At 36.7% G+C, this 23020-nt stretch carries 21 protein-coding genes and 3 pseudogenes; 10 read left to right on the forward strand and 14 right to left on the reverse strand.

Annotated features, from left to right (window positions below; translation table 11 throughout):
• Positions 1 to 257: 257 nt before the first annotated feature.
• Positions 258 to 548 (forward strand): hypothetical protein, encoded by a 291-nt coding sequence (locus DES48_RS14255; RefSeq protein WP_113870004.1) that lies wholly within the window; start codon positions 258 to 260, stop codon positions 546 to 548.
• Between the two features lie 291 nt (positions 549 to 839).
• Here DES48_RS14255 and DES48_RS14260 read toward each other — a convergent pair whose 3' ends face one another.
• Both DES48_RS14260 and DES48_RS14265 read right to left on the reverse strand, forming a co-directional pair.
• Positions 840 to 2177 (reverse strand): carboxylesterase family protein, encoded by a 1338-nt coding sequence (locus tag DES48_RS14260; RefSeq protein WP_113870005.1) that lies wholly within the window; start codon positions 2175 to 2177, stop codon positions 840 to 842.
• Positions 2178 to 2296: 119 nt separating this feature from the next.
• Positions 2297 to 3301 carry a S66 peptidase family protein gene (locus DES48_RS14265; protein WP_425451896.1) on the reverse strand — a complete coding sequence of 335 codons (1005 nt, stop codon included), beginning with the start codon at positions 3299 to 3301 and terminating at the stop codon, positions 2297 to 2299.
• Positions 3302 to 3577: 276 nt separating this feature from the next.
• Between DES48_RS14265 and DES48_RS14270 the strand changes: the two genes are divergently transcribed.
• The 4 genes and pseudogenes from DES48_RS14270 to DES48_RS14285 form a co-directional block, all read left to right on the forward strand.
• Positions 3578 to 4108, forward strand: coding sequence for a sigma-70 family RNA polymerase sigma factor (locus DES48_RS14270; protein WP_281269252.1), 531 nt, complete (start codon positions 3578 to 3580; stop codon positions 4106 to 4108).
• Positions 4109 to 4193: 85 nt separating this feature from the next.
• Complete coding sequence (locus DES48_RS16650) at positions 4194 to 4394, forward strand: helix-turn-helix transcriptional regulator (protein WP_113870008.1); 201 nt, start codon at positions 4194 to 4196, stop codon at positions 4392 to 4394.
• Positions 4391 to 5683: an FtsW/RodA/SpoVE family cell cycle protein gene (locus tag DES48_RS14280; RefSeq protein ID WP_113870009.1), complete on the forward strand. Its 1293-nt coding sequence runs from the start codon at positions 4391 to 4393 to the stop codon at positions 5681 to 5683. Before DES48_RS16650 ends, DES48_RS14280 begins: the two co-directional genes overlap by 4 nt.
• Positions 5684 to 6629: 946 nt before the next feature.
• Positions 6630 to 6871, forward strand: a pseudogene (locus DES48_RS14285) (hypothetical protein); the annotation flags it as partial.
• Positions 6872 to 6995: 124 nt separating this feature from the next.
• Here the strand turns inward: DES48_RS14285 and DES48_RS14290 are convergent.
• Positions 6996 to 7190, reverse strand: a complete 195-nt coding sequence (locus DES48_RS14290; RefSeq protein WP_113870010.1) for a YwbE family protein — start codon at positions 7188 to 7190, stop codon at positions 6996 to 6998.
• A 202-nt stretch (positions 7191 to 7392) separates the two neighbouring features.
• Between DES48_RS14290 and DES48_RS14295 the strand changes: the two genes are divergently transcribed.
• From DES48_RS14295 to DES48_RS14305, 3 genes are all read left to right on the forward strand, one after another.
• Entirely contained in the window at positions 7393 to 7770 is a 378-nt protein-coding gene (locus DES48_RS14295; RefSeq protein ID WP_113870011.1) for a hypothetical protein, read from the forward strand.
• A gap of 51 nt (positions 7771 to 7821) precedes the next feature.
• On the forward strand, positions 7822 to 8379 hold the full coding sequence (locus tag DES48_RS14300) for a DUF5412 family protein (protein WP_113870012.1): 558 nt from the start codon (positions 7822 to 7824) through the stop codon (positions 8377 to 8379).
• A 523-nt stretch (positions 8380 to 8902) separates the two neighbouring features.
• Entirely contained in the window at positions 8903 to 9325 is a 423-nt protein-coding gene (locus tag DES48_RS14305; protein WP_113870013.1) for a hypothetical protein, read from the forward strand.
• A gap of 126 nt (positions 9326 to 9451) precedes the next feature.
• Here DES48_RS14305 and DES48_RS14310 read toward each other — a convergent pair whose 3' ends face one another.
• Positions 9452 to 9685 carry a hypothetical protein gene (locus DES48_RS14310; protein WP_079710301.1) on the reverse strand — a complete coding sequence of 78 codons (234 nt, stop codon included), beginning with the start codon at positions 9683 to 9685 and terminating at the stop codon, positions 9452 to 9454.
• Positions 9686 to 9795: 110 nt separating this feature from the next.
• Here DES48_RS14310 and DES48_RS16105 point away from each other — a divergent pair.
• Positions 9796 to 10076 (forward strand): annotated as a pseudogene (locus tag DES48_RS16105) (DnaB-like helicase C-terminal domain-containing protein); the annotation flags it as partial.
• Between the two features lie 79 nt (positions 10077 to 10155).
• On the opposite strand, the gene DES48_RS15985 reads toward DES48_RS16105, so the two are convergent.
• Both DES48_RS15985 and DES48_RS14320 read right to left on the reverse strand, forming a co-directional pair.
• Complete coding sequence (locus tag DES48_RS15985) at positions 10156 to 10296, reverse strand: hypothetical protein (protein ID WP_170126231.1); 141 nt, start codon at positions 10294 to 10296, stop codon at positions 10156 to 10158.
• Between the two features lie 12 nt (positions 10297 to 10308).
• Positions 10309 to 11595 (reverse strand): helix-turn-helix domain-containing protein, encoded by a 1287-nt coding sequence (locus DES48_RS14320; RefSeq protein ID WP_113870014.1) that lies wholly within the window; start codon positions 11593 to 11595, stop codon positions 10309 to 10311.
• Between the two features lie 354 nt (positions 11596 to 11949).
• Between DES48_RS14320 and DES48_RS14325 the strand changes: the two genes are divergently transcribed.
• Positions 11950 to 13158 carry a S8 family peptidase gene (locus tag DES48_RS14325; protein ID WP_113870015.1) on the forward strand — a complete coding sequence of 403 codons (1209 nt, stop codon included), beginning with the start codon at positions 11950 to 11952 and terminating at the stop codon, positions 13156 to 13158.
• 147 nt (positions 13159 to 13305) lie between these two features.
• Here the strand turns inward: DES48_RS14325 and DES48_RS14330 are convergent, their stop codons facing one another.
• The 8 genes and pseudogenes from DES48_RS14330 to bglS all read right to left on the reverse strand — a co-directional run.
• The gene (locus tag DES48_RS14330; RefSeq protein ID WP_113870016.1) at positions 13306 to 13806 is read right to left on the reverse strand and encodes a GNAT family N-acetyltransferase; all 501 of its coding nucleotides are present in this window, start codon (positions 13804 to 13806) and stop codon (positions 13306 to 13308) included.
• A 1164-nt stretch (positions 13807 to 14970) separates the two neighbouring features.
• The gene (locus tag DES48_RS14335; protein ID WP_113870017.1) at positions 14971 to 16458 is read right to left on the reverse strand and encodes a glycoside hydrolase family 32 protein; all 1488 of its coding nucleotides are present in this window, start codon (positions 16456 to 16458) and stop codon (positions 14971 to 14973) included.
• A gap of 26 nt (positions 16459 to 16484) precedes the next feature.
• Positions 16485 to 17327, reverse strand: a complete 843-nt coding sequence (locus tag DES48_RS14340; RefSeq protein WP_113870018.1) for a carbohydrate ABC transporter permease — start codon at positions 17325 to 17327, stop codon at positions 16485 to 16487.
• The gene (locus tag DES48_RS14345; protein ID WP_113870019.1) at positions 17324 to 18202 is read right to left on the reverse strand and encodes a carbohydrate ABC transporter permease; all 879 of its coding nucleotides are present in this window, start codon (positions 18200 to 18202) and stop codon (positions 17324 to 17326) included. Before DES48_RS14345 ends, DES48_RS14340 begins: the two co-directional genes overlap by 4 nt.
• Before the next feature lie 59 nt (positions 18203 to 18261).
• Positions 18262 to 19545 (reverse strand): ABC transporter substrate-binding protein, encoded by a 1284-nt coding sequence (locus DES48_RS14350; RefSeq protein ID WP_113870020.1) that lies wholly within the window; start codon positions 19543 to 19545, stop codon positions 18262 to 18264.
• 101 nt (positions 19546 to 19646) lie between these two features.
• The gene (locus tag DES48_RS14355) at positions 19647 to 20636 is read right to left on the reverse strand and encodes a LacI family DNA-binding transcriptional regulator (RefSeq protein ID WP_113870021.1); all 990 of its coding nucleotides are present in this window, start codon (positions 20634 to 20636) and stop codon (positions 19647 to 19649) included.
• Positions 20637 to 20867: 231 nt separating this feature from the next.
• Entirely contained in the window at positions 20868 to 21221 is a 354-nt protein-coding gene (locus DES48_RS16520) for a carbohydrate-binding protein (protein ID WP_342769956.1), read from the reverse strand.
• 39 nt (positions 21222 to 21260) lie between these two features.
• Positions 21261 to 21989, reverse strand: a pseudogene (bglS, locus tag DES48_RS16525) (beta-glucanase); the annotation flags it as partial.
• Between the last annotated feature and the right edge of the window lie 1031 nt (positions 21990 to 23020).

The raw sequence follows: 23020 nt of genomic DNA on the forward strand, positions 1-23020 counted from the left end.
TTTTTTTATTGGTTGTGAAAGGAGGGAGTAGAGGGGTTAAAAAAGAAAAAAAGTTAAATGTACTGTACATAAAATTGTCAATCATACTTTTACAGAAGATAATCTGCAACGGTTTTTCCCAGTATCACGTGTACACGTGAATCTTTTACATGAACGTCCAGAATAGAGTGTATAGCTGACGCAGCAGCCCGAGAATTTGAAACAACCAATGAAACCTTCCGTGCGTTTAGTGCGTAGTAATAATTAGGAGGGATACCATGAAACATAAAGCTTTTAAGGGAGCGCTTATGCTAATTTCCGGTGTTACTTTGCTCTATCATGGCTACCATCTGTTGTCTCTTTGGTCAGATATACCAAGTCAAGTTGCACTTCATGTTAGTGATGATGAGCTGGAAGATTTGGGGCCTAAATTCCTGCTGTTTCTCATGCCAGCTAGCAGCATTTTTTTGTGGCTTTTACTTGGGTTCTTCGGACGGAAACCAGAAAGTTGGAACTATATCAATTTAACAGAGGAAAACAAACACATCCAATACGCATCACTAAGATAAGACTTATTAGAATTAACCACCCAATGTAATCATTTTTATGATTATTTTATTACAATTCCTATTCTATGGATCTGGGGAATGGTGGATGCATACAAAACGCCGGAGAAATTAAATGCATGGTAAAACAATACTACGTACTAAAAACTGTAGTACATTAGCAAAGAGCCAAAAGTAATTATATTGGCTCTTTGAAACTTTATGTTGTTGAATGAAAGTATTGCTTATTAGTTAAAGAATCACCCATCCTAACGGTGTAAGTTCACTTTAATCGAAATTGCATTTTGCAGTACCTTAAATGTTTTCCAGTTTAATGAGCCCTGGAACATTAGTATCGTGTACGTGTCCTGTTCGAGCAAATTCTCCCCATATGTTACGAAGTGCTTGCCCCTGCCGTTGGTATTCCTCCCAAGAAGTACCTTCAAGTAAAGGAGCATGTTCCCAAAGGGCTTTGTCTTCGAACAGTAGCGGTATTTCAGTGGCATGTCCTCCTGAAAACTTGTTACCAGCAGCACCCCAAGTGATGGTGTACTTGTACCCTCGCCCGCCACCAATAGCATGTCTCTTAGCAAACTTTTTGGCGCCTGAACGGTAAATTTTCCATGTTAGCAACTTTACCATAGCCCATGATATAACTTTCCCCAAAACTGGTGCAGATGTTATTTTTTTTAAGGCTGGAATTAGTGGAATAAAAGGTGCTACTTCATTGTTGTTGCAGCCTACTATTATCTCAACACGGGATGCGACATTCTGCCAAGCTTCTTCTGTATTCTCTTCTTTTGGAAGAGGGAAGTGTCCATATTGAACGCCAAATGGCATTGATGATTTTAACCCAAAACGTTTTGCTTTCTTTTGGATAAGAGACTGAGCGGTAGCTATATCTTCCATTGAACCATTAAAGGATGTTCGTTTAGCTTCTTCAAGCATGGCATTCGTCATATTCTCTCGTTTAGGCAATAAACCAAATGGAGCACTTTGAATAATCGCTCGATGAAATAGTCCTTCTGTTCCTTCTGAAATCATCAGATGTGCCACTGCATCTCCTCCAGCAGATTCACCAAATATCGTAATATTTTCTGGATTACCTCCAAAGTAAGAAATGTTTTGTTTTATCCATCGCAATGCTTCGATCTGGTCAAGTAATCCTAGATTTGCAGGTGTGCCCTCCTCGCTTCCTAGATAACCAAATAAACCTAGCCGGTATGTAACTGTAATAACAATAACTTGTTGTTCTCGTACCAAAGCCGCTGGATTATACATTGGATGATCTCCTGCTCCTGTGACGTAAGAGCCACCGTGTATCCATACCATTACTGGCAAATTATCGCTTGGTTTTGCATTTAATGGGGCTGATACAGAAAGATACTGACAGTGCTCATCCAACTCCATTTCTCTAGTTAACTCGTTTAAGAATTGCCCTGTATATGTATCTTTTGGTTGCGGGCTTGCTGGAGACCAATTAGTTGCATCAATTATTCCATCGCTCAGAGGTTCAGCTACAGGAACACTATACCTTTTTGAACTAGCATACTTGATACCCGTTGCCCTGATAACACCATTATTATTGTCTTTCCAACCAACAATCGTTCCACAAGGGCATTTCCAAGATGTCTTATGCATTATTCTTTTCATTATTTGTTCCACTCCTTGTTCTGCGTCTTCTGCTTTTTCGTATGGTGAAGAAGAGTTGTATTGTTCTGTAACAATATCTTGATCTATACTATGAAAATTTGAGTTCTAATTAAAAACTCTTATATTTCCGACTTTACCACACCTGTTTCAATTACCAATTGAGGTGGGGATGTTGTGAGTTTTGCGTTTGCGCCTAGTGGAACACCATAATTAGGTTGGCAATGTCCAATGTAAAAGTTTGCAACAACAGGAAACGATGCATTACAGAAGAAATCTTCAAGCACTTGTTTGATTTTCCTATCTTCTTCTGGATCTTCCATTTGAAAATTACCAAGGACCATCCCTTCAACGGTAGCAAACACTCCAGCTTGTTCAAGGTGGGTAAGCATTAAATTAATCTTAAACGAAGGCTCTTCAACCTCTTCCAAAAGCAAGATTGCTCCTGCTGTATCCACTTGATAAGGTGTGCCCAACCCATTAGTGAGCAAAGTTAAATTTCCTCCCACTAAAGGTCCTTCTCCTGTTCCGTTGACGATTGTATTGAGATTGGATTTACTAGCATCATAGGTTAAAGATTCTCCGTTAAATAAAGATAAAAATGAGGATGCGGTCTCGTCTGTTCTTGCTTCATCATTTAAATCAGATGCCAACATCGGTCCGTGGAACGTAACGAAGCCACTATGTTTTTGAATGGCATTTAGTAGATAGGTAATATCACTATAACCCCAAAATACTTTAGGATTTTGCTGTATTTTTGCATATGCAATCTTCGGAGCAATTCTAGCTGTACCGAATCCTCCATTCGCGCAGAAAATTCCGCGAATGGCTGGATCAAAAAAAGCATCATGCAAATCAGAAAGCCTCTTTTGATCGAGAGTAGCAAGATCTTCCTCATCATCAAACAAGTATTTCCCATAAACGACGTCAAGTCCCATTTCTTCCAATACACGTTTTCCTTGGACCAAGTGCGCACGGTTTGCTGGTGGTCCAGCTGGTGCAATAATTGCTACACGATCCCCATTTTTAAAAGCGGGCGGTTTAATCCTACATCTTCCTCCTTTTCTATTTAATGAAGCAAAGCATCGTATAGTAATTGACCATCCAATTATATTGTTTCTTGCAATCTTATAATTGTATTTTAAATAGGTGCTATGCTAATTGTATGTGTGAAAGATTTTTTGAACCATTTACTATTATAAGAGTTTTCGCATGTAAATTTTAACATAAATGAAAATGAAAAGTATTCAAATCATTTCTTTTCCTCCACTATTGTTTAATAAAGGAAGACTATCTTTAAAAAGGAAAATAGTTGATATAATTAAATTATTTCCAAACCAAAAGGTAGTTTGCTTCGTCTAAGGTGTAAGAAGAGGTGATACCTAGATGAATGAACTGGAGCAATTTTAGGTGGAAAAATATGGATTAAGGATAAGGAACAAGTAATTGATCGATTAATGCAGGATTATAGCGATAGCATCCTATATCTTGTGTTTACCTATGTCAAAAATCGAGCGACTGCAGAGGATTTAACACAAGAGATATTTATTAAGTGTTATGAAAAATTAGATCAATTTAATCAGCAAGCATCCATAAAGACCTGGGTTTACAAAATTGCTAGTAATCATTGTAAAGACTACGTGCGAAGTTGGTATTATCGCAAAATAAGACTAAATGAAAAAGTGATGAACTATATTCCTTCTAAATCAAAACAAGTGGAAGAGGAAGTTATCTCTAAACATCAAGAGGACAGTTTATCTCATGCAGTCATGGCATTACCTATAAAGTATAGAGAAGTAGTTTTTCTGCATTACTATGAAGAGTTATCAGTAGCAGAGATAAGTAATGTGACAACCGTTAATGCAAATACAATTAAAACTAGATTAAAACGAGCAAAAGAATTATTAAGAGATAAAATGATGAAGGAGGTTTAACTAATGAATGATCCGTTTGTTCACTTAAAAGATGCAATGAAAGGAACATTCTTTAAAGACTTTTCTTTTTCGTAAAGGGGATACGATTTTCCAAAACAAGGAAGGTCAATTGTATACACTCCTCCATTTACTTGAAAATAAAGAATTGATTACTTCGGAATGGAAAAGTGAAAAAAAGTACTATTCCCTAATGAAGAAGGGAGTAAAATATTTAGCTGCGTATAAACAAGCAGGTTCTAATAATCCAATGTTTCTAAAACATTTACTTGAGGAGGTGTCTTTATGAGATCTGACAAATTTGAAGAATTTTTAAGTAAGGTAATCTCAAAAGTAAAGTCTAAAGAAGCACAAGGTTTAATTAGAAATGAATTGCGTAATCATTTACAAGCATTAAAACAGGCTTGCCAACAAAAAACATTTTCCAAAGAGGATGCTGAAAAGAAAGCAATAGAAGAGATGGGAAATCCATTCACATTAGGTGAAGATTTAAATTTACTGCATAGACCGAAAATAGATTGGGTACTGATTGCGTTATTCGGGATGATTGCTGTTATCAGCTTTCTTCCCCTAGTAAATGGAGCTAACGGACTATCAAACCCTTTCGTTCGACAAACGATATGGTACACGCTTGCTAGTTTGATCCTGATTACTTTACTTTTCTTTGATTACCGAAAACTAAAGAAGCTTTGGATGTTATTTTATGGAATTGGGTTAATCATTCATGTTTACACTTATTTTTTTGGAATAACAATTAATGGCGCAAAATGCTGGGTTGATTTGCCTGGAGTAGTGTTGTACGTGCCTATGATAACTGTATTCTTTTTTATCCTTTCTTGGGCGGGTATTTTTAATAGAATCAATGCTATTACAAGTAAAAGCAAACAAGGCGTAATCTCTTTGCTTTTTTGGATTCCATTACTAGTCTATTTACTACTCCCAGACTTTACGATAGGTTTCATTTATTTCACTTGTATCACAACTATGTTTGTTTTTTCTCCTGTGCGTAAAAAAATAGCTATTAAGTTAGTTGCTTTTAACACAATAGTGACATTAAGTGTAGTAATAATTATTATTAGCTTTTTCTGGAGACGTGTCTACAATCGAGTATCTCTTATTCTAAATTACAGTGCTAATGGAGAAATGGATATCTACCACAAAGTTAGGGAAACACTTTCTCAAGCGGGTTGGTTTGGTAATGGAATAAATAGTAAGTTGCAGGTCCCGAACGCACATACCGATTTAGTTTTTCCGTATCTTGTTAACTTGTTTGGTTGGGTATTTGGGATTCTCCTTTGTCTTATTCTATTGGTATTTATGATACGTATCTTGTTAAACGGTCTTAAATCGAAAGATTCATTTGGAAGATTGCTAGTGATTGGTGGAGGGACACTACTTATTGTACCTACGATCTTAAATATTGCAATGGGATTGGGACTCATACCCTATATCAGCGTCTCTTTACCATTTATCAGCTATGGTGGGAGTATGCTAATTGTTTCAACTGCTATGCTAGGACTTATTTTAAGTATATACCGTAGAAAAGATATAGTAGAAGGAACGAAGGTGAAAAAGTAAGTGAATACAATAAGTAAAGAAGTAATGATTCGAGGGAAGTAATGCTCAATTGTTCCTTTGTTAAACGTGGTCATTTTCCCTACTCCGTTAAAAAAGTATACTATTTAATATTTTTCAAGAAATGATTTAGCAAGATAATTTACTAACGAGTTCTCATAAGCAAGATGCAAAGGGATTTCGTTGTGAAAAGCGTTATTAGGAGAAATCGTAGGTGATGCAAGAAGAGATTTGGTCTAAAAAGAAGTTATTAGTTGAAATCGCGGGCGATGCTAGTGAGGATTTTGCCTTAAAAAGGAATATAAGCTGAAATCGTGGGTGATGTGAGTAAGGATTTCATCTTAAAAAGGATGATAAGCTGAAATCGTAGGTGAAGCGAGTAAGGATTTCGCCTTTAAAAGGATGATAAGCTGAAATCGCAGGTGATGTGAGTGAGGATTTCGCCTTAAAAAGGAATATAAGCTGAAATCGCAGGTGATGTGAGTAAGGATTTCATCTTAATAAGGATGATAAGCTGAAATCGTAGGTGAAGCGAGTAAGGATTTCATCTTAAAAAGGATGATAAGCTGAAATCGTAGGTGAAGCGAGTAAGGATTTCATCTTAAAAAGGATGATAAGCTGAAATCGCGGGTGATGCGAATGAGGATTTCGCCTTTAAAAGGAATATAAGCTGAAATCGTGGGTAATGTGAGTAAGGATTTCGCTTTAAAAAGGATGATAAACTGAAATCGTGGGTGATGTGAGTAAGGATTTCATCTTAAAAAGGAATATAAGCTGAAATCGTAGGTGATGTGAGTAAGGGTTTCGTCTTAAAAAGGATAATAAGCTGAAATCGTCGTCGATGTAGGTAGTGATTTCATTTTTAAAACAAACATTGTGAATAAAAAATGGCTTAGCGAACGAGCAAAAACATAAAAGGTGGGAAAACCAAAGGGACAATCAGTCATACATGGATTGGATCTTCTTTCAAACGGATAAAATACTTGAGTATCACTGGAGGATACGTTTAAACGTTTCCGGTCTTTAAATAAACGGCATAAGGAAACGCTGATTGCGTTGTATCGTGAGATTATGGGGGTTCCTTTACCAAAAGTTTGGGAGACGTTATTGCCTGATCATTCTGTTGAGGAGAGAGAACAAACGGATGCTTATTTTTTTGAACGGTTGATTGAAAATATCAGAGATGGAAAAAGGAGCTAATTTTACTTGGTTCGCAGTATTGGAAGAACCATACTAATATATGATGTTGCGAAGTTTTCCAATTGAACGAACGGGCAGGATTATTGCATCAAGCTAATTCCATTCTTATCTCTTTCTATTCATTGATTTCCTTTACTCTGCCTACTATACCACTCTCTAATCTTACTTTAATACCATGCGGGTGTGTGGCAGAATTGGTAAGTATATTTGCCACTGTACCTTCTGTTAATTTTCCGGAGCGTTGATCCTGCTTTTGAACTACTCGCACGTTTGTGCCTACTTTAATATTCTTTCTTTCTGTTCCTGTCATGATTAAACTCCTCTATATTTTATTACTATTATAGCAGTTTTGCACTCTTATTTCAGCAGAAGTGATTTATTTCGATTTTTGAAGAGATTAGGAATTTAAGCACTAACGTGGTACAGTATAAAATAATATTTTTCAAAAAAGGTTATTGGAGGAAGTTGCAGACCGCGGAAGAAAGATTGTCTCTTAAAGAGGAGGAGCTAGTTTGGGATTAAGTTATCGATTTTATTTTACGTGTGCGTTCATTGCGTTGGTGATCATTGTATTGCTTCAGGTTTTTAATTTGCCTAGTTACATAGACTATATATTGTTGATTGGCTATATCCTTTTTGGAGTCGTTGGTTACATTAACAAGTTTCCAAGTGGGGTTGGGAGTTCAGTAGTCATGTCGCTTGGAACGATGGTATCCCTGTATTTGATAGGGTTTATCGCTAAGATAGATGTGATCATGTTTAAAATTTCACCTACAAATGTAGAGATTTCCTTTTTGCCTATCGTGATTGGGGTGATAATCGCATTTATGAGTGATGGCATTATCAAATACAAGTCGCAACAAGGTGCGAACAATTCCACCATTGATTGAAGGAAAACACAAGTGTGAGCAAGAAGATGCCTATTAAAGGGGAGAATTTTTATGAAAAAAAGCGATAACGCATGGTCATTTTACTTAATCCTTTTTTGTATTGTGTTAGTGCTTTACGCATTATATTCTAATTTAGCAAATATGTGGTTAATTGCTCCGCCGAATTATATTTTAATCTTACTAAGTTTGTCAGCGCTTGTGCTAGGGATTATCGGTTTTAAAGATAAAAGAAGCTGGTGGACCAAAACAAGAAGTTGGATAACGGTAATATTGTCTGGATTGACCTCTGGTATGCTTTTTTTGATTATCTTATTAACCTTGCTCATTTCATTTATGGGAGGGGATCAACATATAAAGACGGTACATTCGCCGGATGGTACGTATACTATTGACTTTTATCGTTATGATGCGGGAGCAGCAGGGTCACTGGGCGTGAGAGCAGAATTAGACGGACCACTCTGGTTTAAAAAGAGAATCTATTATCTGAATGATAGGGAAACAGTTGACGTCGAATGGGAGAATAACAGTACAGTCTCGATCAATAAGCGAAGTCTAGATTTGAAAAAAGGAGAGACCTACGGATATGAAAGCTGGAGGTGGTTTAACTAAGTTCGAAATGAAAGAGGGTTATTGGGAACGTGATTGCAGTAATACGATTCTTTCTTGTTGAAGTATATGGAGTAAATGTTTTCAAAGTGTAAGCACGCATCGTTAAAATCATTAAAAAGAAAAACGCTCTGAATCGAGCATTCTTTTCGTATGATTTACTAATGGATAGACAGTTAAATCCGCCTGTTACTACAACATCTATTCAATATGACGTAAGTTTGATTTGTACCTTCGTGAATACTATCCATTTGAATGATGTCTAACAGCAAAACCATCCCTATTCTAGCTATTTTTCTATAGCTTTATCGTAAAACGAATTATATTATCTCTTACGCTATCATACACAATATTCCATATAAAGTGTGAGTTTTAACAGCTATTATTTTTGTATAAAATGATGTGCTACGTGATAAAGGAAATCTCGCAACTAACCTCGAAACTAATAATAATGATCGTTTGATGAGCGGCAACGATGCTTTAATGTAATTTTAGCGCATATAAAATAACGAAGGAGGACTCTTCGATGGTTTGGAAACGATTGGTCCTAGTAGCATTGTTATTCGTGGTGTTAGTAGGCTGTGCACCAAAAGACACGAAAGAGCTTAAATTTTCTAAATGGACGGAGAATTGGTCGGCAACATTAATAGTTAGGCAAACAGAGGGTGACGACGCAACGCAAACGTTGAAGTTGCAGTATACAGGGAGCGATATGGATGAAGTTGGAGCGTTTTCCTACCGTGTGGATAGTGTGGGTAACTTTGAAGGAAGTGATGCTACTTTATCGGAGGAAGGGACGTTCGAGGTTAGTTCCGAAGCCAGTGCAACCGATGCGAAAGTCACAAAGGATACCGAAGCGGAAGTGACTTTAGATTGGAATGGGGAGACAGTGACGTTTCCGTTAGATAGAAATTATTATATGGAAATGAAGCCAAATAACAATGGATAGGTAATAATGAAGAGATGGACCGTAGGACTCGGTTGGACAGAAAAACTATGAATGAAAAGAAGCACTGCAAGTATGCAGTGCTTCTATAATGATCGTATAACAAAAATAATAGCTAAATCAGTTTACTTATCCAACACGATTCTGTGCGGCGTTAATTTTTTCCGCTGTTTTATAAGCGTCTACCATACCCCAGATCCATAGGATAGGTGTGGTAATAAAACCGATGATCACAATCATTAAAAATGCAGAAATTGTATAGCAGACGATGAATATTACGCCTTTTCCAATTTGTCCATTATAGATTTGACCTAATCCAGCAATAAAGAATGATAGTATTGCAGCTAAACCTGAATTTTTCATCTATGTATTCCCCCCTTTATTCATATAATGTTCATTATAATATATTTAACAACAAATGAAAAAGCCAAATTGAAATAACCTTACAACGGTGATGGTTGCCTTATATCGTTCGGCCTTTGATGTCCGATTTACGAGGCTCCGGCGACATCGAGCAAGACGCGATTTAATCATGTTTTTGTATCGGGATGATTATTATGACAAAACAGCGGAGAGCGTAATGACCATAGAAGTCATCATTCTCAAGGATCAAAACGGACCATTTGGCACTTTGGAGTTAGGATTTTGCAAAGCTTATGAGAAGTTTCTTGGGAGGGAGGGTATAGTTAAATCGGTAATTTCATTGAGTTGGAACCTTCGCGAATCAGAGGCGCAAGATAGCCAACCGAAATAAAAAGAGAGCCAACACTCATATGCCTGCTCTCTAAAATCTTGCTTTCGTGCTTATTCATGATTAACAAGGCAATCATTTATTATTTTGGATCTGGCTCTTTATCGTTAAAATGGGATACGAGATGATCATTATCTACAGGTGTGAGATTTTGATAACTTTCTGTTGTCACTAACATTACCGCTAATACAATCAAACACGTCAACATATTTCGTTTCTTCATTGAGAAACCTCCTTAAATTAGTGAATTGATTTTGTGTGACACTTGTAAGGCTTTTTGGTAATACACTGATGATAATTTATACTTATGTTGGGTAAAATAAAAACTTGCCAATAAAATAGAAAATTCAAAAAACTCTCTGTTTAGTTGTTGCTTTTCTAAAAAAGGCAGTGTGGTTTTAGCAACAGATGCCTCGAATTCTTGATTATATTCATGAAGCAGGTAGTGATACGCTTGAAATTCTAAGACATAAACGGACTTTTCTGAGGAGATACAAGTAGATAGATTAAGTCCTTTATCTAACCATTTTTTTGTATTATCTATATCTCTTAATTTATAATAAAGTTTCATTAAGCTTGAAATCGGAACTAATTTATTTATGGTTTGATTACTAAGTTGGTAGCTTCTATGGTAATAATGTAATGCGGAGGCATGATTATTGATATCCTCAGATAACTTACCTAAATTCTGATAACATAATGCCTCTAGATACGAATCGTTTTGAATATGAGCCAATTTTAAAGCAGCTTCGTAGTTCTCTTCTGACTTCACTAGATCTCCGATTCTTCGATAACCGATACCCAATAGAATATGGCATTCCGACATTCGTTTAAATGCGTAGATATTTTTATAATAGTTAAGTGCCTTCTGTGTATAGGTTAAGCTTAGATGCACATTTCCAACTTTACTTGCAGCTAAAGAAACGACATAATACAAATCATTTTCTTCCTCCTTGGTAATCAACGAAGAACTACCAATTAGTGTTTCTGCATCTAGATATAAGTTAAGCGCTTCGCTAAAATACATTCGCTTATAAGCATAGTCACCTAAAAATTTTAGCCAATAATATTTTTCTACTTGATTATAGCTATCTATGTTCTTACTGAGAGAATCGATTTGTTTACTCACTATGTCCAGCTCATTTTTTTGTATATAGAAACTTATTTTATGCAATTCTATTAGATTAAAATAGGGGCCCATAAAAACTTCATCATTATTGTCAATGTACGTGTGAAAATAATCTGTAGCTCTTATCATGTCTCCGCTTAATAATTGCATAAACCATAATTTGCATTTTTCTGCTATCCTTTCACTTGAGGTATAGCTACTTATCCCTAATTTTTCTTGCAGTTTTTTGAGTATTTCGTTTGATGGTTGACATGTACCCTTCTCAATTTTAGAAAGGTAGGAAACACTGATAATTCCATCAGATAATTGAGCTTGGGTCATTTTTTTCTTCTTTCTATAATGCTTAATTTTCATTCCTTGAAAAGCAGCATTATGATAATTTATTTTCTTCACCTCCTGACTATTTAAAAGGTATTAATAGTATATTTTATTAAATTATACCATATTTTTTAGAAAATATTGAAAATTATTTATGAAAGATTTCGTCAAAAAATAGCAAACAAAAATAATAAACCTCCTTCTTAATTAGAAAATTTTCCTCTATGGCCGCTTTTACTAAAATTCATTGCATCGGTAGCGAAAGCTAGCAATTTCAAGGCTCTTCCTTAATGGATAGAGATGGTATAAGCTATATCTTGTAAAACAAATTTATCATAGAAGGGTGGGAGAGGATAAAAAATAAATAGGTAGTTTAGTAGCGTATTAGAAATTTCACATTAGATTCATCAATAAAAAGGAGGAGAAATATTGACGAAGAAAATTCTTGCTACACTGTCACTTGTTGTCACCTTGTCTGTTGTTCCTTTTTCTGGTCAAACGTTTGCAGCTACAAAGGCAGATCAACTAAAAGAAATCAGTACAATCAATCGTACACAAGATGCTGAAGAACAAGATGTAGAGGAAGTTGTAGTCAAGTTTAAAAAAGGGAAGAAATTCTCCCTGATGGATCTAGAGGAATTAGACGCAGAAGTCATCGAGAATGAAAGTACTGGTGATGATCCTGTAGACGCAGATGTTACGGTATTAAAAGTAAGCGATGTAGAGTCTGCAGTGGAAAAGCTCAACAATAATCCCAATGTAGATTATGCTGAACCGAATTTTGTTTTTGAAGCAACATTTACTCCTAACGATACTTACTTCTCTGGATATCAATATGGACCTCAAAATACGAATACACCAGCTGCTTGGGACATTACCCAAGGCAGTAGCTCACAAGAAATCGCCATCATCGACTCCGGCGTAGATTACACACACCCAGATTTAGATAGCAAAGTAATTAAAGGATATGATTTTGTAGACAATGACAATGATCCAATGGATTTAAATGGTCACGGTACACACGTGGCTGGAACAGCAGCTGCCGAGACAAATAATGGTACAGGCGTTGCGGGTATGGCACCAAAAACGAAAATACTTGCTGTACGAGCACTTGATGCTGGAGGCGGTGGATCACTGAATGATATCGCTGATGCCATTCGCTATGCAGCAGATGCTGATGCAGAAGTTATTAATCTATCACTAGGTTGTAATTGCGATACCCAAACATTGGAGGATGCCGTAAATTATGCGTGGAATAAAGGATCAGTGGTAGTAGCCGCTGCAGGGAACGATGGTGTCTCTACCACATTTGAACCCGCATCGTATGACAATGTCATCGCAGTAGGGGCGGTTAATAGTTCCAATCAGAAAGCTAGTTTCTCCAACTATGGAACTTGGGTAGATGTGACAGCTCCTGGTAACCAAATTGCTTCCACTTACCCAGGTGGTTACGTTTATCTATCTGGAACTTCCATGGCATCCCCACATGTGGCGGGGCTTGCTGGATTACTCGCTGCGCAAGGACGCACGAAGTATGACATTCGCAACGCCATTGAACAAACAGCTGACCCTATAAGTGGGACAGGCTACTATTTTGAGCATGGAATGATTAACTCGTTGAAAGCTGTTCAATATTAATAGATATGGTAGCAAGCTTGACATTCAGTTATTGCTAGAGCGATCGAATGAAATGACAAAGTGAGAAAAGAACTATCTAAGTCGTATGTAATGTAAAGCGACTTAAATAGTTCTTTTCTCATTGTACACTCATCCGCAGGATACCAATCAAATGACATACACATGCACGAGTTGATTTTTCAAAACAATCTCTTTATCCAATGTCATCCCTAATTTTCTCGCAACCTTTCTTGAAGCAACATTACCAGGCTGAATTAGCGCGATGAATCGTTCATTCTCCATACGGGTACGTCCATAATCAAGCAGTGCGCTAGCTGCTTCAGTCGCATAGCCCATACCCCAATGTGGGCGTGAAATCCAATAACCAATTTCAATTTCGTTCACGCCATCAATGGTCTGAGGCACAAGACCAGCATGACCAATTGGCTGGTGGCTTTCCTTTTCCTCTAACAGCATCAGTCCCAAATCGGTACCTGTGTGATAGGTATGGTAAATCCACTTTAAAAATTGCATCGTCCCCGCGCGGTGCTTGGTCTGTCCATCACCAATATACCGCATCATTTTTGGGTCAGATAACATGGAAAAAAGATAATCAAAATCATCATCTGTATACGGACGAAATTGGATTCGCGGCGCATTCAGTTCCATGCGATGCCTCCTCTTAGGTTCGACATGAATATTCATATTAGTTTTACCATCATTATAACATTCATACAGTCTGCCTTGGTAGGTGGAATATCGTAAGCGCGAGCGTAGTAGATTAAGGGTGAGATGAAGTTAATGTAGAAATCATAAGCGCCAGGAAGGAGGATTTCAGCAATAAATCGAAATAAAGTAGAAATCACAAGATCCGCCTCCTAATCATTCATGAGGGGTTATTTAATATAAAGCCAATGCTTATTATACCAATACATAGCGCTATAAAAATACCTTTGCTTATTCGGAATCGTCTTGTTTTTGTTGGAAAAATGACCGACTCTACATATCGAAAAAAACCTCCCAAAGCACAATAAGCTGAGAATCACTAGATTATTTAACACCAACTGAATGGAAGTTAAGCAACCTTTAAAACTCTGTTCGATTTAGTGTTGACATACCATAAAGATGAAATTTCACATTAACAGTACCTATAGATACTTTCGAACACGTAACTTAAGAAATTGAGTCCTTCATTTTGCGTGGATCTTGCAGATAGTAAACGGATAGGAGAAGCGTTGAAAGCGATGCAGTAAAAAGGTACTAATAGTCGACTATCAGTACCTTTTTCACTACCTCTTTGACTAAGAGCAAGAGGAAGCCGAGAAATATTTAGTTAAAAAGTCGTATACTATCTTTTTCCTAACAGAATCCTTTATTAACCTTTCCATTTACAATGATATCTTGTCAATAAGTGTTTTAAATTAGTCAGCAATAATCTTATATTTAACTAGATCTGTTATAGGTGGTGCTAGGGTAATGAAAAAGAGAATAAAATAGTCCAAAACCTTTGCTTCAACCTATTCACCGTGGCTATTTGAACAATTCATTACTTTGTCTATCGGCAGGGTCTGCCCTGTGTATAAAGACACTCTCTTATTTCTGCCCTACAAGGAGGAATTAGTTACCATAGCGGCCCCAGCATTAGCAACTGTCCCAATATACTTTAATATTTCTCAAGTACTAAAGTAACGGGTGATATATTTTTATGAATCATACCAATAGTGGGCAAGGCGCCCCCTTGGAGCCTTTTTGAAGTTAACTATTTGATCCAGCGCAAGTCCACTCTCATGGGGGGTAAAATCAATCAATGTTCTCCTATTGTATAAACAGTTCTCAAGACTTTACCTCTATATCATGTCGCTCCATTTGTAAAACTTCTACTTTCCCTTTTGCACGTAAAGTAACTTTTCTCGCTGTTTTAGTTGGATAAATGGTAGACGTCATGGTGTGTTCCCCCTCATTAATAAATACCTCAACAGAAGCACGATCCATATAAATATCTAATTTTAGAATATGATTGACAGGTTTCACATGTACATAACGTTGTTGGAGTGCCTCCGGTTCTTTTCCAATAATTTTTATACCGCTTTGCTTTCTATCTAAAATAAAGCTACCTGATTCATTGTCATAGGTTAAGCTTGTTTTTTCCCCATCATTCCCACGTATTTCTATATCGAACCGCTTACTCCCCTGAGTGTTCACCTCTAGAGATAGGACGCCAACTTCAGTGGAAATATCCGCAAATTCTTTAGTTTCATCTATTAAAATAATGTTATGCTTTACTTTGTGGTTAGTAAAGTAGGAACTTATCTCGTTTACGGGATTTTGGTACATGCTATTATTTTTAATGGATAATTCTCTAGGTAAAGTCATAGCACCTGCCCAACCATGCTCTAATGTATCTGTCGGTATATTTCTCCCCCACATCTGCATCCAAGAAACCATTACTCTTCTTTGTTTAGCATCCATAATAGTTTGCGGTGCATAGAAATCTAATCCGTAATCTAGTTCTTCACATACTTCTCTATGAAAAATTCCTTTTTCCCAATCCATTTTCCCTATTATTGAGAGAACCGAATGGGTGTTAGAAAATTTATTTCCTTCTGTTGGTAATCCGTCAATAGAAATTATTAGAACGTCTTTTCCGTCTAGTTCGAATAGATCCGGACATTCCCACATATACCCTTCCTCTTTCTCTCCTTTTAATAAAACGGAAACATATTCCCATTTTAGTAAATCGGATGATTTATAGAGAAGAATTTGCCCTCCGCCATCCTTGAACTTGGAAGCAATAAGAGAATAATAGATCTCTCCTCTTTGGATAACTTTCGGATCACGGAAATCTTGAGGCATGGCGTTATCTGGCAAATCATCCTCATCTAGCACTGGATTTTGAGCCACTTTTTCGAAATGATTCCCATCCTCAGAAACCGCGATACATTGCACTTGCCTTATATCTTCTGGCTTTTCCCCTTCGATATGGCCTGTATACATCGCATATATTTTTCCATCTTTCTCTATAGTTGTACCAGAGAAACAACCATCCTTGTCATACCATTGATCTGGAGCAAGTGCAACAGGAGCAGATTCCCAGTTGACTAAATCTTTACTTTTTGAGTGTCCCCAATGCATGGGTCCCCAAACAGACTTATATGGGTAATATTGATAAAATAGATGGTATTCTCCTTCGTAGTAGATAAAACCATTTGGATCATTAATCCAACCAACTGGCGCCATCACATGATAGTCATGCCTATAGTCCTTGATTACCTGTGTACGCGTATCTTCTATATATTTGTTCGCTCGTTGTAATGTGTACATGCATTCTCCCCCTTAAGATGTATTCTTTATTTAATTCCAGTTCCTGAACCACCAAGACCTTGAAGTATATACTTTTGTGCAACAATATAAACAATAATTAAAGGGATGGTTGAGATAGTTAGAATGGCCATCACCTGATTCGTATAAACTGGTTGAGTCGTATTAATATTCGTAATAGCTACTTGTAATGGAAACTTCTCTGTATCTGTCAAGACCATTAACGGCCATAAGTAGTCATTCCAACTAGCGATAAAGGATAAAGTACCAACCGTTGCAACTGCTGGTTTAGACATAGGGAGCATAATCTTCCAAAAGATAGTCCAATAATTTGCTCCATCCAATTTTACTGACTCGATGATTTCATCTGGTACTGCCATAAAGAAGTTCCTAAATAAATAGATAAAAAACATATTTGCCATCATTGGTAAAACAACTGCCAATCTCGTATTAAGGATTCCTAGTGTATGGACTACAGTAAACTGCGTAATAATGATTGTCTCGACCGGTACAATAAGTAATATTAGCAAAAGGCCAAACAAAAATTTTTTTCCTCTAAATTCAAACTTTGCAAATGCGTATCCTGCCATCGCATTCACAACGGTTGAACCAACAGTGATGACTACTGCATAAACTATACTATTTAAGATATATTGTGGTACGTTAAATCTAGCAAACAACGTTTTATATGTTTCCAGCCAATCAGAAGGATGAAGTGATGGAAGCAAGGCCTTGATACTACTCATATCTACATAAATAGCTTCTTCTGGTTTCATGGAAGAAAAAATCATCCATAACAAAGGAAAGATAAAGATACATGCTAAAATAATTAGTAAAGTATACTCTAAAATCGTTTTTCCTTGTTTCTTCATTGCGTTTCATCCTCCTTTGTAGCCTTATGTTGAATTAACGTAATAATTCCAATCACAATTCCAAATACAACTGTCATTGCACTGGAATATCCAATTAACCGATCAGAGAACCCGGTTTGGTAGATATAGTAAACTGGTGTGATAGTGGAATTCATCGGTCCTCCCTGCGTCATAACCATTGGCTGGATTATCAATTTAAAAGCTGATATTAATGTTGTAATCATTATTAAGATAGAAGTAGGTTTTAATAAAGGTAATGTAATGTGGAAGAAATTCTGCCACTTGTTTACACCGTCAATTTTTCCAGCTTCATAAACACTCGAAGGAATGTTTTGCAATCCTGCTAGGAATATAAGCATCTGATAGCCGGCACCTTGCCAAGCAGAAACAAGTACGATGGTTAGCATGGCCTGATCCGGACTGCTTAAAAATGGTTGTGGGTCTAGCCCTATGTTAACTAAGATCGTATTGATTAAGCCTTCAGAAGGGTTCAATAAATATAACCATAACACCGAAATTACAACTAAAGATAAAACAACTGGAGAAAAATAGGCAACTTTGAATAACATATTTCCTTTTCTCTGTTTATTAATTAATAATGCTAATCCTAGTGCTGTGCCCACTTGGATGGGAATAACGAAAACAACAAAGATAATAATATTTTTTAAGCTTTGAAGAAAAATAGGATCTTTAAAAATTTCTATAAAGTTACCAATCCCGATAAATTGTCTCTTGTCTGGTGTTAACAGGTAATAATCAGTAAACGCATAGTAGATTGCGAGTATAGAAGGTATAATCAAAAAGAGCCCCAATAAAACAAATGCAGGTGTTAAAAATGAATATGCCGCTATATTTTCCCGTTTATTTGTGTTCATTTTTATTAACTCCTTTAAATATTTCGGCTTGGAGATAATCCAAGCCGAGATTAACCTTTTTATTTGCTCAATGCCTTGTTAATTTGTTCGACTTTATTATCAAGTAGCTTTTGAATATCACTATTTTCTTTATAGTAAGTAGCGTCACTTACTGTTTGTTGGAACACACGGCTAACTTGTGGGTATGCAGGTAATACCGGTCTAGCATGTGCAGATTTTGAGTTTTGTTCAATTAAAAAGTTTAGCTCAGGAGAAACTTTATCTTGAACTTCTTCGATTACGGAGTATGCAGCTGGTAACACACTATTTGCTAAAGTAATTTCAGTCAATGATTCTGTTGAAACCAGAAAATCGATTAACTTACCAGCAGCTTCTTTCTTATCTGTTGTAGCAGACATGGCGTATTGCCAGCTACCAGAAGGAGATACTAACTCACCAGTATCTGGAGAAGTCGGATATGGCATGATTCCGTACTCGATATCTGGATACTCTTCTAATTCCGTAATCGTCCAAGATCCACCGAACTTCAATGGATATTCTCCAGTATGGAAACCTTTTTCTACAGGAGTAATTGTAGCGTAACCTTTTTTTACCATATTTTGAATGAAAGTAAATGCCTTCACAGCATTTTCATCGTTAAAAACGCCACTTGCAGAAGTACCATCCTCTGATACAATGCTCCCACCTTGTGACCATAAGAAAGGGGAAAATGCATACATTAACCACTCACTTTGATCATCGAATCCCATGTCAATAGCAGGTTTATCAAATGTATCAACTAATGTTTGATTTAATTCCATGAATTGATTCCAATCCCAAGGGTTATCAATGGTAGATAACGTAGCTAAATCAACACCAGCTTCTTTCAACATCTTTTTGTTATAGAAAATTCCTACGCCAGATTCGGAATAGCCAACTGCGTACATTTTTCCTTCATAAGTTCCTTGTTCGATAATACTTGGCAACAAATCGTCTTTATTGGTTAAATACTCATCAATGGGTGCAATCATTCCAGCATCAGCATAAGCAGCTGTATTAGGACCATCTAGCGTTAAGATGTCTGGTAGTGTGTTAGTAGTTAAAGCGGCATTAATTTTGTCCTCGTATCCTCCACCGCTTCCACTCCTAGGAATAAACTCTATTGCGGCAGAATATTCTCCATCATATTTTTTATTAAAACGGTCAATGATGGTTTGCATTGCTTTGCCTTCAGGTGTTTCTTTGGAGGTGTGTACCCAAACAGATACAGCATCACTATCAGAAGATGCCTCTTCATCCCCGCCACACGCAGTAATAACAGTAAACAACATTGCAATTATTAGGCATAACAGAAGTTTTTTCATTACTAATTTCCTCCTCTTCACTATATTGTAACCGCCTTCAATAAAATTATATGTCAACCGGTTCCACATGTCAACCGGTTGACATAAATAGCTAAAAAAAATTATTTTTCTCCTTTTTGTAGACTAGTAGTTTCACTATCAATCAATTTTACAGGTAAAGTGTATTCTAATTGGTCACCATTCCACGCCCCGTCAATTTGCTTGATTAGGAGATCGACTGCCTTCTCCGCAATCCCTTTAATTGGCTGTTCAACCGTACTTAATTCTGGTAATAACGTTCTGATTGTTTCAGTACCATCGTAACCAATAACTTTCAACTGATTTGGAGTGCTAATTTTTCTTTTTTTTGCTTCTCTTAAGACCACGGAAGCTATCATATCATCACTAGCAAATATACCATCACAATCAGGGTGTTCATCAAATAGCCTTCTAATAACCTCTTCATTCGCCCATTCTGTTTCGTAAGTAATAGGCAACATATTATTGTCACGCAGAACATCCTCATATGCTGTTCTTCTTAGATTTGCTGGTGTTTCTAGGTCAATTGGACCGTTTATGTGAATGATTTTGGAACATCCCTTATCCAATAATAATTGAGTGGCTTGTTTTCCGCCTTCATAATTATCACTTGATATAACGGGGGTATTCTTAGATAAATACCGATCAAAACCAACTACTGGCAAATTAGGAATGTCATACTCTTCAATACCTCTATTATGAGCGCCTGCTATAATGCCATCTACTTGATTTCTTTGTAACATGTGCAAGTAGCTTTTCTCTTTATCTTCTCGACCTTGACTATTACACAACAATACTTTATACCCTAGAGAATTCGCATAATTTTCCAAGTGGAATATGAGTTGTCCATAAAAAGGATTACCTGTAGTAGGAAATATTACTCCAATTAGAAATGTCTTCTTAATATATAAAGATCGCGCAATATCATTTGGATAATAATTTAATTCCTTCATAGCATCGTTTACTTTTTTACGTGTTTCTTCTCCTATATACCCTCGGTTATTTAAGACTCTAGAAACAGTAGTTGGGGAAACCCCTGCAACCTTAGCAACATCTGAAATTTTAGGCTTCACATTACTCTTCTCCCTACATTATTAAGACTCTTATATGGTGAATGCGGTATCATTGACATTATATTAACACAATCCTATGCTGTTGAAAATGAATGTACATCTATATCAAAAATAGCACTGATGATGTCTTCCATTTTTTATCTTAAAAGAGGTTGCCTAAGAGCATATTAACCTCTTGGACAACCTCTACTGTTTTATACTGCGTATTTAGCAACTGGGTTATACGCTAGGCTATTCATTTTTGAACCAGAATTCCCTTAGATTGGCAGATCCACTGGTAGATACGATGAATATATCCTGTCTTCCCCTTGTGGTTATATCCAATGAAGGAGTGCCTCCCCACTGGTTGGTCGACCAATCACCAGTTGGACCATAGTTTACAGTTCCAATTGTTTGACCGTTTGGATTTCCTATTCTAATGTCAAAACTACCACTCACTGGAGAAGCATAACTGACAGCAAATGCATTATAACCTGTAGATAGATCAACACTATCAAATTTAATCCAATTACCAGGATTAAAAGATCCCACGCCACAATCCCATGAGGTTATGCCACTTGAATCCGTAAAATCACACGCTTTCAATTGAAAATCAGGAGCAACGGAAGGAGGGACTTCCCCATTATTTGGTGTATATCGAGCCCAATCATAGGAGGCATTAGCATCTTCTCCTTGATACGCTCCTGCCCATTCATCAATACCGTACGTATTCCACATATTCATCATAATCTTACTCGGGTTGCTCGGAATGTTATTTGTTGCTGTAGCTACCAATTTTCCATTCACATACCAGCTAATATAGTCCTTTTGCCAATCAAACGCATACGTATTAAAACTATTTGCCGCATTAAATCCTAAATCGTAGATTATTTCATTTCCGCCCACACCATTCGTGTAATAATTAAATTGAACCTTTGTTGTGTCATTTCCTAGAAATTCAATATCAATCTCATCCCAAGGTGCATTAAAGGAAGGACCTGTGTACGTGAAAAAAGAAGAAATCACTCCCGATACATTTGCTGGTTTCATAGATACTTCATACAGACCATACCCATAGAAAGAACTCGTCGCATATTCCCCACACTCATAGTTATACGGTGCAGGATAGGAATAATTTGTACGAAGGGATAATTCCATTTTACCTTGATTAAAATTAACCCTGTTTTCACTCCAGTTACATCCGAAGAAAGAATCGCCATTCTTCCAACCATCGGAAATTTGCCAGTTTTGCTCATCATGACTATCGAATGAATGATAGACTTCACCTTTTGCTAGTGAATCTTGGGCATACGTTCCCAACGTAAAAGCCAACATCGTTAGCGTAAGAATGACAACTTTAATTGTAGTGTTCATTTTCATTTTAACCACTCCTTCAATAAAGTTTAATTTTCTTTCAAGTACCCGTTTATACTAACAATTTCATCACCACCACATAGTTGATGCACCTAAATGGTTGAATATAGATAGTATCTAACAAAATATTTTATAGATGGTGGGACATCCTCCTAAATTTCAAACTAGATGTCTTTGAAAAATAAATGTATAACCGTACGTAGGAATTTCCACACAGGTCACGGGTGTCTCCTCGGGTCGTACCCATACTTTCTCTCGCCCAGCGTATCCATCAGATGGAGGTTGGAAAGGCTCCTCTTATGCTAATGTTATGAAACAATCCTCTTTATCACATGTACCAGCTATAGAAAGTTATTCCTATCACAGTGGTGACTAATAGGAAAATGCCAAGAAGCATCCAATCTGATCTGCTCGTCTGACTATCTTTTTTCTGTTGTACCAAAAGAACTTACAGACCATCAAAATAGAAACGGGTAAAAGGATAGCTAGATAAGAATGGTACAAGTACCAGTAGAGGAACAACAATTACGACGTTCAAAAAAACCTTTAGTTCTCAATTTTTTTCACGATTGTATCAATTTCATAATTGCATCCCCGAAAAACACGAACTTTATATTGATATTTCTTTTAACTGTTTTCTTTACAAATAAGGGAAGGAAGCAAATGGGTGAGACTCCTCAAAAATAAAAAGCGATTTTCTTCGTGCGATGATTCGCTGCCGAAGCATTCCATATCCTGAAGGAAACGCTTCAACCGAAGAGCCACTTTTGTTGGTGAAGGAATGTTAGACTAATAACGTCACATCGTGTGACAGCATCTAACTGACCCACGTCTTGTAGTCCCGAGGTCCTGTTTTTGAAAGCGTATTCATTTGCTTGATTAACGGAGTAGATGTGCTACATTTAGTCTGAAATATCATTCGTGTTTTTTAATCAAACAGTAAATTACGAAATTGATTCGATTGAATAATAATTCAACCTTATCTTTCATATACACCCCCTTTCTAATATCCGGTGTTTAGTAACGGTGGA

This window comes from Paraliobacillus ryukyuensis (genome assembly GCF_003315295.1).
Classification (GTDB): domain Bacteria; phylum Bacillota; class Bacilli; order Bacillales; family Amphibacillaceae; genus Paraliobacillus; species Paraliobacillus ryukyuensis.